This window comes from Actinomycetota bacterium (assembly GCA_019347575.1).
Lineage (GTDB): Bacteria > Actinomycetota > Nitriliruptoria > Nitriliruptorales > Nitriliruptoraceae > JAHWKY01.
The window spans coordinates 1-14,863 of record JAHWKY010000053.1 but is presented as its reverse complement, the minus strand read 5'-3'; the positions used below and the strand labels follow the sequence as shown (position 1 = coordinate 14,863).

Genomic DNA, 14,863 nt, shown 5'->3' with positions numbered 1-14,863 from the left:
CCGGTCGCTGGGACGAGGCGGCGGTGGAGCTGGAAGCCGCCCTCGAGCGCGCCCTGGAGCTGGACCACGGCACCGCCCCACTGCTGGACGTGTTCTGCCGCCTGGCCCGCATCGACGTCCACCGCGACGACCTCGCCGCCGCAGAGGGTTGGCTCGCGCGAGCGGACGCGGCCCTCGAACGGGACCACGTTCCGGCCGGCCACGTCGCCCAGTCCGCCATCGCGCGCGCGACGCTCCTGGACGCCACGGGCGAGAGCGACGCGGCCCGTGACCTGTTGGCCGACGCCTACACGGGGACCCCGCCCGGCGTCCGCCAGGTCATCGCCATGATGGCGGGTGTCCCGCTCGTACGCCTGACCGTCGCGACCGGTCACGGCCACGAGCTGGCTGAGGACCTGCTGGCCGACCTCCCCGACGAGCCCACGGACCCGACCGTCCCGTGGCTGCGCGGGATCCTCGACGACGATGCCGGGACCGTGCGGGAAGCGCTGGTGTGTGCACGTACCCACGGCACGTGGCTCCACGGTGAGCTCCCGCTCCTGCTCGAGGACGCCGCCGAGGTTCTCGGTCGGGCCGACGGTGGCTCAGACGAAGCAGCGGAGCTGCTCACCGAGGCGCTCGACCTCTGGGAGGACATGGGGGCGGTCCGTGAGGTCGCCCGCCTCGAAGCTCGCCTGCGCGACCTCGGCGTGCGGCGCGGCAAGCGCGGACGACGTCAGCGCCCCGCCACAGGCTGGGAGGCGCTGACCGAGACCGAGCAGCGCGTGGTGGACCTGGTGGCCGAGGGGTTGATCTACCGGGAGGTCGGCGAGCGAATGTTCATCTCCCGCCGGACCGTCGAGACCCACGTCGCGCACATCTTCACGAAGCTCGACATCTCGAACCGCGGCGATCTCCTGACGGCGTACGAGGCACGGCAGGCCCGCGCCACCTGAGGAGCCTCGCATCCCGGCCGATCGGGGATGCCGATATCCGTAGCCACTGCGTCCCGTTACGGATGTTCCGCGATGCCGTGACCTGCATGGTCGGTGGACGAAGCGAGGAGGGGCCGATGCGCCGCACCCTGTCCACCATCACTGTCCTGTCGACCGTCGCGATCACGCTCGTCGCGTCGGCCGGAGCGCCGGGCGCAGCGACGGCCGTCGCCACCGACCCGGCCACCTACGCGCAGTACGGCCGGGTCTTCCCCGACCCGCTGGCCTGTCTCCGAGGCGACCCAGGGTCCAGCCCGTGGGCCAAGGGCGACGTCTGCGCTACGGGCTGGCTCGGTTGGGACGAGACGATCGCCGGGTTGCGGTTCCTCGAGAGCCAGCACCCGCGGTACCTCGACGTGCTCAACCTCCGGGAGCAGCTGTCCCACCTGCCCGCGCTCCTCGGCGAGGACCTGCAGAGCGCCGGGTTCCTGCGCGAGAACCTCGAGCGGGTCCGCAGCGACCTGCACGTCGTGAAGGTGACCGACGAAGCCTCTGCGATCCCCGAAGCGGACCGGGAGCACTTCCTCGTCTTCCTCTCCCTGCATGGTGAGGAGCCGTTCGGCCGCGAAGCGGGCGTCCGCATCGTCGAGGACCTGGTGACCTGGTCCGCCTGTGAGGACGGCGGCTCCGCGCCTGCGTGCGGCACCGACGGCCCCTTCCCGAAGCCGATCCTGGAACCGTCGGGTTCAGGGCCGACCGCGGGGGCCGTCCTGGATCGGTCGGTGGTCTACCTGGTGCTCGGCAACCCCGATGGCTGGCGGCAAGGGGAGCTCGAGAGCGGAGGTATCCGCCGCTCACGGTTCAACGGCAACGGCGTCGACCTCAACCGCGACTGGGCGGCGTTGGGCTACACCGAGGCACGGTACACGCCGTTCAGTGAGCCCGAGTCGCGCGGCTTCGGGCGGTTCCTCGCACACGTCAAGGACACGACCTCGGCCGGACGGTTCGCGGCAACGGCCGACCTGCACAACTTCGGATGGGACGACCAGCACTTCGGACTGACACTGCTCGATGTCGAGGGGGACGTCGACTACGCCGAGAACGCCACGGCCGTCGAGTTCGGCGTCCGCACCTACCGCGACGCGGTCGAGCGGTTGAAATGGAGCAAGAACATCGCGCCTCCAGGCGACTGCCCCACGACCGGCCACGAGGAGGTTCTCCTCGTCCAGGTCTGCCCCGACGCGTGGGGGACAGCCTGGGAGACGATCGCGTACACCGTCACCGGTGCGGCGGTCACGTGGACGAGTGCACCACACGGGTTGGGTGACCGGCTGGACGTCACCAAGGAGTTGGCCCTCGCACTGGAGCAGGGCGCCCATCTCTTCTCGCCGCTCGTCTATGACCCGCACTTCGTGCAGCTCGGGATCGACAGCAACAAGGGCACCGTCTACCTGCAGCTCGCCCAGATCCTCCAGGGCACCGAGGCGAGCTTCGCGCCGGGCGGCCGGATCGGCTACCTGGAGGACGGGCAGCGGACGGCGCACCCGGGAGGCTCACTCGCCAGCCCGCTCTCCGGGCTGCCGACGCAGGCGGGGATCGACAGGATCGTCCTGCCGGACGAGGTCTTCGAGTTCGACATCCTGGGACCGGACGCCGGCGTGCACAACGGCAGCGTGACCGTCGTCGCCGCCTACGCCAACGTCCGAACGCTGTCGGGACAGGCGGTCGCCGGCGACCTCGTCCTCGAGCGTTGCGGCCTGACCGACTGCGAGGAGGTCGGCCGCGACACGCACCCGGATCTCCCCTCGTTCTACTACCTCCCTCCCAGCGGACGGATCGACGTCAACGAGCCTGACCCGGGCCGCTACCGACTGCACCACACCTCTCCCGTGGACGAACCGGTGCGCTACACGATCTCGTTCGGCTCCGGTCCCTCCACCGGCGTGCCGGACCAAGCGCCGTACGACGTCTCGCGCACCGACTTCTTCGTCGACCTCAACGACCACGTCGCCGAGGGCAGCCCCCCGCTCGAGCCGATCACCGTGGAGGAGATCCTCCGTGGCCGTCGTGCCCTTGACCGGTTCGACACCCTCGTGGTGACGGGCGAGCTCGTCCCGTCCGACCTCGACGAAAAGAAGCAGGGCACCGTCCTGGGGCGGATGCGCGCCTGGGTGGCGGCTGGCGGCAACCTGGTGCTCACCGACGAAGCCCTGACCGGGCTCGCCCGGTTGGACGTCGGGCTCAATGAGCACGACATCGTGCGCGGGTTCTTCTACGCGGGCTGGATGGACTTCTCCGACGGGACATCCGACACCTACCGCGACCCGCTCGCAGATGCGGTCGATAAGGACGGTCACGTCGACCTGCCGTTCACCTTCAGTGGGCAGGTGTTCCAGGAACCGCAGCAGACCTACGAGCCCGGGCCGCTCGGGTTCGTCGTGAGCCCCTTGCGGTTCGAGAACTTCGAGTGCCTGAAAGACGTCTGCGACGCGCCCAACTGGGTCGTATCACCCGCTGCGTGGCAAGCCGCCGGTGGCCGTGCGGCCGCGCGGACCTTCGTCCACCTCGACATCGACGCGCGCGACGGTGTGGAACAGACCGTGGGCGTCTCGCTGGGCGAGCTCCCGGTCGGCGACGGTGTCGTCCGGATCGCGGGTGCCCTGCTGCCCGAGCCGACGGAGGCCAACTATCACCCGTTCGGCCTGGCCTCGCACGCCGTCACGCCGACCGGCTACCAACTCTTCGAGAACCTGGTGACGTGGTCGAACCCGGCACGGACCGATGGCGGCATGCAAGGGAAGGGTCTCCGATGAAGATGACCGCACTGATCGTCGAGTGCGGAACGATAGTGACGCAACCCTGCCGTCCGGACCCGGTCGTCGAGTGACGCCGCTCGCCAGGCGTCACGGAGGTGCTGCGCCGAGACGCGATGCAACGGCGAGAGGGGATGCAGGTGAGCGTCGGGGTGGTCATCGTCGACGACGAACCGCTGGACCGGGCTGGCTTGCGATCGGCGCTCGAGGTGGGTCCACCCCGGTCTGAGGTTGGCCCCGGCGGAGGTCCTCGCAGCCGCCGATCGTCCCGAGGACGCCGCGGCGACGTTGATGCCGGTGCTGGCCGCCCCCTGACCTCGCTGGACGAGGCGATCCACGACCGGCTCGTCGAGTTCGCCGGTCCACTCGCCGAACAGACACGGACCGCGACGAAGGCAGCGCGTGGCTCGACGAGCTCGAGGCCGCCGGCTTGAGCGCGCGGGGCGAAGCTCGGGCCGCGGCTACACGCGCGTGGATGCACTGGGCAGCCGGCCAGCGCGGCGAGGCCGCCGTCCTCGCCACCCGGGCGCTCACCATCTCGGTCGAGGTGGGCGATCACCCTGGCACCTGCTCTCCGGCAACACCGTCGAACTGTCGACGGCGACGTAGATCAGGGAACACGCCTGCCAGTTGCGCCGCCTCCCCGCTCGTCCCGTCGGCGCCGATCGTGCTCCTCGAACACGTCCGAGAGGACCCTGAGCAGGTCCAGCCATCCCACGAACGGGTGCGTGTCGCCGTCGCCGGACACACCCGCCTCACCGGTCGGTGGTGACGGGCTCTCGAGTCGGATGCACACGTCCACGTGTGCCGACTCGGTCGCCCCGGGTCCGGCGACAGGTCCGACGACGCCCGTGGCCGCTGGGGAGGCATCGTGCGTCGCCCTCCCGCGGCCCGTCTCCGGACCTGTCCGCGACTCCGGGGCGTTCATGAGTAGCGAGGCATCAGGTCAGCTCAGGGCACCGCAGACGAAGTCGAAGAACTCCTCCTGGGTCATCTCGAGCTCAGGATGCGGACCGTGCACGACCTGCACCTCGACCTCCTCCGTGACGAGCTCGGGTGGATCCTGCGAGATGTCGAGGACGACGTAGACGTCGAGCTCGACCAGACCAGCGTCGCGCAGCAGCACGCCCTCGCCGCTCTTGCGCCAGTGCGACGGCAGACCCACGTGCCGGGCCTCCAGATCGATGACGAAGTGGTCGCCGTCGACGGTCTGTGTCCCGTCCAGCGACCGCGCGCCGGCCATGAGGTGCTCGACCGACTCTCCGGTGACGACGTTGACGAGGTTCTCGTGCACGAAGAGACGGATCTCCTCGGTCCCGTCCTCGTACACGCGCTGGATGACGTTGACCCGTTCCTCGTGCCAGACCTCGAACCCGCAGGCCGCTGTCAGGTCGGGGACCTCATGCAGGTCGTGCTGCAACCGGACGTGGTCCTGGAACAGCGGTCGGTCCGCGGCTGCGGGCGCGACCGACAGCGTGGCGAGCAGCGCGACCGCGGCGGCCACGCTCGTGGCACGCCGAGCCGTCACCGCCCTGGTTCGTGTGGGATCCAACATGTGCATCTCCTCCGTCGTGGGCACCTCGGGGCCTGCCTCGGCGGGGCCTGCCTCGGCCCGATCACCACCGAAACCGTTCCGCCCGATCGGGACATCCGTAACGGCTACGGAGATGGGTGACGAGACGGCACGGCGTCGATCGGGTGGCCGAGGTAGGCGGCCAGCACATCCGGATGCTGTACGAGCTCGGTCGGTGGACCAGCGGTCACCATGCGACCGCGGTCCATCGCGACCAGCCGGTCCGCCCTCCTGGGCGACCTGCACCGTCACGTCAACGGCCCGCCAAAGGCTGGGACGCGCTGACGGAGACGGAGCGGCGAGTCGTCGACCTGGTGGCCGAGGGGTTGATCTACCGCGAGGTCGGCGAGCGCATGTTCATCTCCCGCTGCACGGTCGAGACCCACATCGCCCACGTCTTCGCCAAGCTCGGCGTGTCCAACCGACGCGAGCTTGAAGCGGCCTACGCCGAACGCGAAGCCTCCATGGCGCGATCCGGCTGACCTCACACACACCTCGCACATATCCGTAGCGCTACGGATGTTCCAGAGACGTGGTTCCTGGAACGTGTGCTCCGACATCGGTCCCGGACGTGGGGTCCAGCTGGGCCGACTCGGAGGTGTTGACGTGGACTTCGCCTGTGATCCTTCCGGACAGGTCGCGGTGTCGAGGTGCTCTCCAAGGGTGCCGCCGAACTCCGGTTCCATGCCGGGAACTTCGCGGGTGTCGACTTCCCCGTCGATGAACCGACCAACGTCCGCATCGACCTGTACAACCTCGCCGAGCACGTCCCTGCAGGGCACCGGATCGCGGTCGTCGTCAGCGCTGGTGATGGCGTCTTCAACGAGTGGGCTGCTGGACGCCCGGATTCGCCCACGATCGTGATCCACGGTGAGGCGATGTCATCCGCCAGCCACGTCGTGATCCCGATGCTCGAGGGCACGTTGGGCGATTCCCGTCCCAGGCTCGATTACCCGCCGCGCCCGTTCGTTCCGTCCCCGTAACGCCAGATCCCGAAGGAGCTGGGAAGAGATGATGTTGACGAGGATCACTTGGACGTTCGTTGTACTGATGCTGGGGATGCTGGGGGTGACGTCAGGCTGGTCGTCGCCGAGGGCAGATCAAGCGGACAGCAACTCTCCGGCAGCGCTCGCCACCTCAGCCCGGCCACCGTCGAGCAGTTCGTCGGCTGGCAGGTCGAGCGGAGTCATCCGTGCCCCCGTCATCTTGGACCCGGCTGACGACCCCGCGGCGCGCGGCCGAGGCCAGCAGGTCGAGGCGACTCCTCGTCGGCAGGACCAGCCACCGAGGTGTCAGCATCCGCATCCCTGCGGCAACGAATGGCCCCGCGGCCTTGACGGTCCATTCGAGCTCGCGGAGGTCCGCCACGTGGTGGTGGAGAGCTTCGACGGGACGCCGCTGGAGGGTTGGGTCGGCCTGCCGGCGCTGCCCGACGACGGGGTACGGGCGCCGGTGGCGCTGCACTCGAGCCCGTACCTCGGCGTGTGCACCCGCAGGATCCCCCCGTGTCGACCCGGAGCCGGCACCGACGAGTTCTGGGCCGAGGACCCAGGACCCTACGTGAAGCGCACGTGGGGCGTCGCTCCGCTGGAGCTCGTGCGACGTGGGTACGCGGCGGCGTTCTTCAGTCTGCGGGGCACGGGCGGGTCGGGCGGGTGCGGCGACCTGTCGGGGCCCGCGGAGCAGCGGGACCAGGCCGCGCTGGTGGCGTGGGCGGCTGCCCAGCCATGGTCCAACGGCCGCGTGGGGATGGGCGGCAACTCCTGGCCGGGCACGACGCCGTGGGAGGCAGCGATCCAGGCGCCGGAAGGACTGAAGACGATCGTGACGACGGGCATCGTCAGCGACCTCTACACCTACCACTACACACCGCAAGGGGCGCTGTGGCCTGCTGTGGCGACGCTCGACAAGCTCCTGTTCGTCGAGACCTCTCTCGTCCCGCACGCCGGCGAGGGCCACCAGACGGTCATCGAGCAAGGTCCCCGAGCCGTCGAACGGTCGTGTCCGTCGCGGATCGCGGCCGAGGCGGAGTCCAACCGCGGCGAGTTCAACGACGTCCGTGACGCATCAGTGTGGGTGCCACGGCGGTTCATCGACCGGTTCCCCGACGTCACGGCTGCCGTGCTGCTCGCCCACGGGTTCCAGGACCTGACCGGTCACGCGTTCCAGGATTCCGCGGTCTGGGCGACGACCACGCAAGCGCCCAAGTGGCAGATCACCGGGCAGTGGGGCCACGGCCCACCGTTCGCGGAGGAACCTGCGCTCACGCCGCAGTGGGTCCGGGAGAACTGGGCCCCGACCCTGTTCGGTTGGCTCGACTACTGGCTCAAGGGCGTCGGAGAGCCGCCGGCGCTCGGCCGTGTCGACTACCAGGACTCGACCGGCGCCTGGCGCACGAGCGCGGCCTGGCCGCCCGTCGAGGCACGCGACGAGAGCCTCTACCTGACCGGTGTGGATGCGTCGCCGGAACCCGCGGACGGCGACCGCAGCTTCGTCGCCGTCCGTTCGACCCTCAACGATCACAGCGGCGCAGAGGAGGTAGGGGTCCCCGACGCCGCGTGGTCGGCGATCTGCCGTGAGGCGTCTGGCATCCCGGTCGACACGGGACTTGCGTACGTCTCCGCGCCCGTCACCGATCGCACGGTGATCGCCGGCAACCCGTTCGCGTACCTGACGTTGTCCAGCGACCGACCGGGCGGGGTGTTCGCGGTCCACCTGCTGCGTGTGCCTGCGAGCATGTCGTGCGGCGACCCGTCGATGTCGCTGGACTGGCTCGCGACTGGTGCCGCAGACCTGCGGTTCCACGACGGGCGCTACGTCGGACGCGACTTCCCGACCGGCGAGCCGACGCCGGTCCGCGTTGACATCTACGACATCGCCGAGGTGCTCGATCTCGGCGACCGGATCGCGGTCCTCGTCAGCGGCGACGAGGACTGGTACGGCCACGCGGGTCAACCCCAGTACGCCCCGACGATCACGGTTCACGCCGACCCGACGATCACGGCGAGCCAAGTGATTCTGCCGGTCGTTGAGGGCACGCTCGGCGGCCAGCCACGCCCCGTCGCCTACCCGCCCCGCCCGTTCATCCCGACGCCCTAGCTCGGCCGCTGCCAGCTTCCTCGTCGACAGCCGTGTGACGCCTGGTCGTCGAACGTGAGTGGGCGCGCCGCCGCGGCGCTACCGCGACATCGCCCCCCGTGTGATGAGGTAGGGAACAGCGCCCCCGCCTCCGTCGTCATACCGCCGGTGCCCGAAGCAACGGGCATCGGGGAAAGCGGCCCAGTCCCAACCGGCCGCCGTTGCTGCGAGGGGCCCGGCGTCCACACCTCCTCCGAGACCCCTCGGGCTTGGTTGGAACGTCCCGATCCCCCACGGGTGCTCGCCCGCGGCACGGAGGCGTCGGGGCTCCAGGTCGCGGGCTCGACGTCGGAGAATCAAATCTGGCCTAGTCGGTGTCTCGGGACGGAGTCGCGGTCTGATCGAGACTCCCGCCTTGGAGCCGTGCGAGCTGCACCGCCGGCCACCGTGACGACCGTGACGGCGACGACTCGCCTGCGCGCGTTGGCGCGCCACCGTTCGCGATCGGTACACGGCGGTCCCATCCCGCCCCTCGCGGGTACGCTCAGGGACTCTGACATCGCGGGGATGTCGAGGCATCCGTTCATCCACGCGCTCGTGGGAGCTGCGGCTCGTCTGCGAACAGGTCCCCGAGGACCCGGAGGAGGTCCAGCCATCCCACGAACGGCTGCGCTGGTCCTTGGCCCGAGATTCCCGCGTCACCCGTCGGCGGGGACCGTTGCTCGAGACGGATGCGCACGTCGACGCGGGTGGGGATCGGCTGCCCCGGTCGGGCCCTTCGTTCCTCATCCCGCGTCGACACGAGCGTCAGCTCAACGCGCCGCAGACGAATTCGAAGAACTCCTCCTGGGTCATCTCGAGCTCAGGGTGCGGGCCGTGCACGACCTGCACCTCGATCTCCTCCGTGACGAGCTCGGGGGGATCCTGCGAGATGTCGAGGACGACGTAGACGTCGAGCTCGACCAGACCAGCGTCGCGCAGCAGCACGCCCTCGCCGCTCTTGCGCCAGTGCGACGGCAGACCCACGTGCCGGGCCTCCAGATCGATGACGAAGTGGTCGCCGTCGACGGTCTGTGTCCCGTCCAGCGACCGCGCGCCGGCCATCAGGTGCTCGACCGACTCTCCGGTCGCGACGTTGACCAGGGTCTCGTGCACGGAGAGACGGATCTCCTCGGTCCCGTCCTCGTACACGCGCTGGATGACGTTGACACGCTCCTCGTGCCAGACCTCGAAGCCGCAGGCCCCCGTTAGATCGGGGACCTCGTGCAGATCGTGCTGCAACCGGATGTGGTCCTGGAAGATCGGCCGGTCCGCTGCCGCGGGCGTGACCGGCAGTACGGCGAGCAGGGCGACGACGGCGACGAGGGTCGCCGCACGCCGGGCTGACGCTGTCGGGGCTCCTCTGTGACGCATGTCCATCTCCTCCGTGGTGGCGACACCGGTACCGAACCGTCCTCGGCGGGGTGGGACATCCGTAACGGCTACTGATGTTCGGGTAGCCGGTGCTCAGGCGGCGCTCGATCAGCGCTTCGCGGCGTCGCGCACCTCGGCGGGGACGACCACGCCGTCGATGACGTGGATGTAGCCGTTGGCCGTGCGCAGGTCGGTCTGCACGACCGCGTGCCCGCCCCACGCCAGGGGGTCGAGCGTCATGTCGACGTTGCCGCGCCAGGTGTGCTGGCGGCCGGCTTCGAAGTCCGAGCTCGGGTACAGGAGGTGCACGTAGTGGTGGCCGAGCCAGATGTAGCGGGCCTGGTTGACGAGGTCGCCGTCACGGAGCGCGGGAACGAGCTCCGAGGCGGTCGCCGCGAACGCGTCGTCGGTGGGTACGAACACCGTGACCCCATCACGGTCGTTGCCGAGCCGTTCGGCGTCCCAGTCCCACACCTCGAGCCAGGACGGGTGACCGGGGATGCCGGTCTCGGTGCTGTCGGCCAGCTCGTGGAAGATCGTGAAGCGCTCGTCGGCGCCCAACACCTCGGCGATCGTCATGTCGCTGGCTCGTTCCGGTGACACGGTCCGCAGCTGTTCCTGGGGGGACGGTGAGGAGGCCGCAGACGTCGCCGCGGAACCACACGCGGCGAGCAGCGCCAGGCAGACCAACGATCCCAGCAGCTTCATGGCGGACCTCACGATCGACGACGGGTTGTCGTTCATACAACCGACCTCCCGCTACCCCGGACATCCGTAGTCGCTACGGAGACGTGCCGGTCACGCCTCCGAGGTACGCGGCCAGCACCTCCGGGTGGCGGGCCACCTTCGCCGGACGTCCCTGGGTCACGATCCGGCCGCGGTCCATCGCGACGAGCCGGTCCGCGATCGACGTGATCAGCCGGACGTCGTGTTCGACGATCACGAGACTCGCGCCGAAGCGTGTACGCAGCTGGAGCAGGAGCGGGCCGAGGCGGTCGACCTCGGCCTGTGCGAGCCCGGCCGAGGGTTCGTCCAGCAGCATCACCCGCGGCTGGAGGCTCGCCAGGCAGGCGAGCTCGCAGATCCGTCGCACACCGGTCGACAGGGCCCGGACCGGGACGTCCACGTACGCGTCGAGCCCGAACGCGGCGGTGATCTCGCGGGCGTGGGCGGTCCTGTGGCGCTCGTCGCGCCGCCTGCCGACCGCAGCGGGCAGGAGACGTGTCGGGGTCTCGAGCTCCTGGGCGACACGCACGGTGTCGAGCACCGTGAGGGTGGGGAACAGCCGGGTCTCCTGGAACGAGCGCACGATCCCCAGCCGTGCCCGGCGATCCGCTTCGAGGGCCGTGACGTCCTCTCCGCCGAGGAGCACCCGGCCGCCGTCCGTGGGCTGTGCACCGGCGAGGAGGTCGATGACGGTCGTCTTGCCGGCCCCGTTCGGTCCGACGATGCCGACGATCTCGCCGGGGCGGACCTCGAGGTCCACCGCGTCCACGGCGGTCAGGTCGCCGAACGTCCGGCGCAACCCGGAGGCCTCGAGCGTGTCAGGGGGGCGGGTCGGCGCGGCCACAGACCCGGGCAGACCCGTGGGAAGCGCCCTGGGTGCCTCCTCCTGAAGTGTGGGCGCGTCCAGGTCGGTCGCGGGATGCCCTGCGAGCACGCACGCGAGACGGTCACGGAGCAGCCGCAGCGGGCGCGCCAGACCCGCCGGGACGTACAGGATCAGGACCAGCCAGCCGAGGGCGGTGGCGGCCAACCAGGCCGCGTCGAGCGGCAGGAACGCGGGCACCCCGATGATGTACAGCGCGCCGATCAGCGGCCCGAGCAGCACGCCGATGCCTCCGACCACGACGATTGCGACCACGACGATGCTTGCCGGGACGGGGAACGCTCCAGGGGTGGCCAGTGCCAGGCTGTGCACGTAGGCCGCGCCGCCCAGCCCGGCGATCGCGCCGCTGAGCCCGAACGCGAGGGAACCGGTCCGTGTCGCGTCGATCCCCAGGGCCTGCGCCGCCGGTTCGTTGTCCCGGACGGCGACCAGCCGACGGGCGATCCCACTGCGGTGCAGGTTCCGGGCCACCCACAGCGCGGACCCGCCCACGGCCAGCGCCACCAGGTAGTAGCCACGGCCGGTGTCGAGCGCCACCGCTCCGATGATCGGCTTGCCCGGATCCACCCCGGTCCCCAACGCCCAGGGGCGCGGGAGCAGCCAGGTCTCAGCGGCCACGGCGAAGGCGAGCGTCGTGACAGCCAGGAACGGGCCGCGGGCTCGCAGGGCCGGTATCCCGGCGACCGACGCCGCGACCACGCCCACCGCGCCGGCGGCCGCGAAGCCGAGCAGGAAGTTGCCGGTGCGCGTAGCGATGTGGACGGACGCGACCGCCCCGGCACCGGCGATGGCGAAGTGCCCCAGGGTTAGCCTGCCTCCGAGCCCGGTGACGATCGCGACCGACAAGCCGACGGTCGCGAACGCGACGATGGCCGTCAGGACGACCGCGGTGCTGTTGGACACGACGACCGGCAGGGCGACCGCGGCCAGCGCCCCCGCGACTGCCGCCAGGCGGAACGCACGGCGCACCCGGGGAACCGAACGCACGCGCAGCGGCAGCGGCCGCCACACGTCCACGTTCACCCAGCTCGGTGCGTCCACAGCCGAGCTCGCCGGTCTCGCGCGCCGCACGATCAGCGCCGCGGCGACGGCCACGAACAGTAGGGCGTCGGCGATCCCTCCGCTGGCCGTGTTCCACCCCGTCACCTGGTCGACCACCCCGATGCCCACACCCGCGATCAACGCCACCGGGAGGCTGTGCATCCCGGCGATGACGGCGGCGGCGAGCGCCCGCAGCAGCAGCCCCGGCCCCGAGAAGCTCCCACCGACGAACCCCGGAGCCGCACCGACGAACACCGCGGTGAGTACCGACAAGGCCCCGGCCACACCCCACGCGAGCGCCGACGAGCGATCGGCCGGCACGCCGATCAGCCGGGCCGCCGATCGGTTCGCGGCGGACGCGCGCAGCCGCAAGCCGCTGGTGGTGCGCGTGAGCCAGGCCCACACCGCGATCACCGCGACCGGTCCGATGGCGAGCATGGCCGAGGTGGCCTGGCCCACGTGGAGCGCACCCAGGTCGAAGGTCGGCAGCCCGGGCGGTTCGGGGAAGCGCGCCACGGCGGCGGTTCCGGCGACCGCGGATGCGGTGAGCACCAGCACCTGGCCGAGTCCGAGGGTGGCCACCACGCTGATCAGACGGGGCACGTCGCGTAGCCGGCGGACCACCGCGACGTGTGCGATCGCACCGACGACCACTCCGAGGAGCAGCGCGAGCGGCAGCGCCGCCCAGTAGGGGGCGTTCCAGCGGGTCACCGCGACGGCGAACACGGTCGCGACCGCCACGCCGATGTCGGCGTGCGCCAGGTTGAGGACCTCGCTCACCCGGTAGGCGAGCACGAGCCCGACGGCCGACAGCCCGTACACGAGTCCCAGCACCACACCGAGGGCCACGACCTCCGGCACTACCTCTACCCCCAGGAACGTCACGGCGCCGCCAGGGGGAGGAAGATCGAACGCAGCAGGTCGTCGCGCCCGAGCAGGTCACGGGCGGGACCGTCGAAACGGATCGTCCCGCGTTCGAGGAACACCGCGCGGTCGCAGACCGACAGCGCCACGTCGACGGATTGGTCCACCACGATCACGGCGGTGCCCTTGGCGGCGATCGTGGCGATGGCGTCCAGCAGCGGCTTGACCAGCCCGGGCGCCAGCCCCGCGCTGAGCTCGTCGACCAGCAGCAGCGCAGGCCGGGTGATCAGCGCGCGGCTCATCCCGAGCATCTGGCGTTCCCCGCCGGACAACGACCGCGCCACCACGTCGCGACGTCGAGCGAGCGCCGGGAACATCCGGTCGATCCGCTCGAGCGCCGCCCCGGCGGCCCGGCCGTGCAGCCCGACGGAACCCAGGTACAGGCGCAGGTGCTCGGCGACCGTGAGCGGATCGAACAGCGTGCCGGCGCCGGAGACCAGGACGACACCGAACCCGCTGCGACGCTCGGGATCGACGTGCGAGATGTCGCGCTCGTCCAGCCGCACGGTCCCCGACCACGGCAGCAGGAGCCCGGCGATCACGCGCAGCAAGGTGGTCTTGCCGGCACCGTTGACACCCAGCAGCGCGACCCGCTCGCCGGCCGCGACCGTGAGGTCGAGATCTCGCAGGACCGGTTGCCCGTCGTAGCCGGCCCGGAGCCGACGGACCACCAGGACCGGCGGCGTGACACCCTCCTCCGCGCGACGACGGAACTCCTCCTCGTCGATGGCCTCGTCGAGCACCCGCTGGAGGTCGGTGGTGACGGTGCGCCGAGCACGATGGAGCAGCAGCACCGCGACGAGCCCGGGCAACGTGGTGGCGATCAGCGCGCCCGCGAGCCCGTAGCGGCGGTCGGCGGCGCCCAGCAGCAGTATCCCGAGGATCCCCCCGGGGCCCGCGAAGTAGATCAGGCTCACGGCGTTCGCCGTGGATCGGAGCTGCGGGGCGACCAGCGACAGGTTCAGCGCGGTCAGCCCCGGGCCGATGGCGGTGACCAACCCCACCGCCACCGCGAGGGCGGCGACCACCAGGATCAGCACAGGCGCGAGCGCCGCCACCGCGACGAACAGGAGGGCCCCGGCCCACAGCAGCGCTGCAGCGTCGAGCAGCTCGGCCGGATCGCGACGGAACAGCCGCTCGGCGGCCGGTCCGAACGCCGCCAGGGCTACCACGGCCGCGAGACCGAGACCGGAGAACAGCGCGCCCCGTCCGAACGGGCCCAGGTTCCACCGGACGGCGAGGAACAGGACGAGGAAGACGAAGAACGGGATCAGCATGGCCAGCGCGGAGGCGGCCGCGATGAAGAAGCCATACGGCAGGTCGAGCAGGACGACGACGGTCACGGTGAGGACCGTCTGGATGGCGGCCAGGATCACCTGGGCGCGCAGGAATCCGCCGAAGGCGAGTGAGACGTTGCGCTCAAAGATGTCCGCCTCGTCCCGGTAGCGGGTCGGCACCACCCGCTTCAGCCTGCCGATGATCCGGTCGCTGTCGGCCA

At 70.8% G+C, this 14,863-nt stretch carries 11 protein-coding genes; 5 read left to right on the top strand and 6 right to left on the bottom strand.

Annotated elements, in window-relative coordinates; translation table 11 throughout:
* Both KY469_20875 and KY469_20870 read left to right on the top strand, forming a co-directional pair.
* A partial coding sequence (locus KY469_20875; protein MBW3665557.1) for a LuxR C-terminal-related transcriptional regulator occupies window positions 1-935 on the top strand: 935 nt, incomplete at its 5' end.
* Window positions 936-1,051: 116 nt separating this feature from the next.
* Window positions 1,052-3,727, top strand: a complete 2,676-nt coding sequence (locus KY469_20870; GenBank protein ID MBW3665556.1) for a hypothetical protein — start codon at window positions 1,052-1,054, stop codon at window positions 3,725-3,727.
* 946 nt (window positions 3,728-4,673) lie between these two features.
* On the opposite strand, the gene KY469_20865 is transcribed toward KY469_20870, so the two are convergent.
* Window positions 4,674-5,282, bottom strand: coding sequence for a hypothetical protein (locus KY469_20865; protein ID MBW3665555.1), 609 nt, complete (start codon window positions 5,280-5,282; stop codon window positions 4,674-4,676).
* A gap of 104 nt (window positions 5,283-5,386) precedes the next feature.
* On the bottom strand, window positions 5,387-5,494 hold the full coding sequence (locus KY469_20860) for a hypothetical protein (protein MBW3665554.1): 108 nt from the start codon (window positions 5,492-5,494) through the stop codon (window positions 5,387-5,389).
* Here KY469_20860 and KY469_20855 point away from each other — a divergent pair.
* The 3 genes from KY469_20855 to KY469_20845 all read left to right on the top strand — a co-directional run bounded on the left by KY469_20855 (window position 5,456) and on the right by KY469_20845 (window position 8,399).
* Complete coding sequence (locus tag KY469_20855; GenBank protein MBW3665553.1) at window positions 5,456-5,782, top strand: helix-turn-helix transcriptional regulator; 327 nt, start codon at window positions 5,456-5,458, stop codon at window positions 5,780-5,782. The two genes, KY469_20860 and KY469_20855, sit on opposite strands and share 39 nt — an antisense overlap.
* 168 nt (window positions 5,783-5,950) lie before the next feature.
* Window positions 5,951-6,283, top strand: a complete 333-nt coding sequence (locus tag KY469_20850; GenBank protein ID MBW3665552.1) for a hypothetical protein — start codon at window positions 5,951-5,953, stop codon at window positions 6,281-6,283.
* Window positions 6,284-6,668: 385 nt separating this feature from the next.
* Window positions 6,669-8,399: a CocE/NonD family hydrolase gene (locus KY469_20845; protein MBW3665551.1), complete on the top strand. Its 1,731-nt coding sequence runs from the start codon at window positions 6,669-6,671 to the stop codon at window positions 8,397-8,399.
* 786 nt (window positions 8,400-9,185) lie between these two features.
* Here the strand turns inward: KY469_20845 and KY469_20840 are convergent.
* From KY469_20840 to KY469_20825, 4 genes are all read right to left on the bottom strand, one after another.
* On the bottom strand, window positions 9,186-9,791 hold the full coding sequence (locus KY469_20840; protein ID MBW3665550.1) for a hypothetical protein: 606 nt from the start codon (window positions 9,789-9,791) through the stop codon (window positions 9,186-9,188).
* Window positions 9,792-9,899: 108 nt separating this feature from the next.
* The gene (locus tag KY469_20835; protein MBW3665549.1) at window positions 9,900-10,535 is read right to left on the bottom strand and encodes a fasciclin domain-containing protein; all 636 of its coding nucleotides are present in this window, start codon (window positions 10,533-10,535) and stop codon (window positions 9,900-9,902) included.
* A gap of 37 nt (window positions 10,536-10,572) precedes the next feature.
* A complete protein-coding gene (locus KY469_20830) occupies window positions 10,573-13,302 on the bottom strand; it encodes an ATP-binding cassette domain-containing protein (protein ID MBW3665548.1) in 2,730 nt (909 codons plus the stop codon).
* Window positions 13,303-13,322: 20 nt separating this feature from the next.
* Window positions 13,323-14,863, bottom strand: a 1,541-nt coding sequence (locus KY469_20825) for an AI-2E family transporter (GenBank protein MBW3665547.1), incomplete at its 5' end; no start/stop codon positions are given.

What these genes read in the sequence shown, in the direction of transcription:
- KY469_20870 (MBW3665556.1), top strand. Translation starts at nt 1,052, where the DNA reads ATGCGCCGCACCCTGTCCACCATCACTGTCCTGTCGACCGTCGCGATC.
- KY469_20865 (MBW3665555.1), bottom strand. Translation starts at nt 5,282, where the DNA reads ATGTTGGATCCCACACGAACCAGGGCGGTGACGGCTCGGCGTGCCACG.
- KY469_20855 (MBW3665553.1), top strand. Translation starts at nt 5,456, where the DNA reads ATGCTGTACGAGCTCGGTCGGTGGACCAGCGGTCACCATGCGACCGCG.
- KY469_20860 (MBW3665554.1), bottom strand. Translation starts at nt 5,494, where the DNA reads ATGGTGACCGCTGGTCCACCGACCGAGCTCGTACAGCATCCGGATGTG.
- KY469_20840 (MBW3665550.1), bottom strand. Translation starts at nt 9,791, where the DNA reads ATGCGTCACAGAGGAGCCCCGACAGCGTCAGCCCGGCGTGCGGCGACC.
- KY469_20835 (MBW3665549.1), bottom strand. Translation starts at nt 10,535, where the DNA reads ATGAACGACAACCCGTCGTCGATCGTGAGGTCCGCCATGAAGCTGCTG.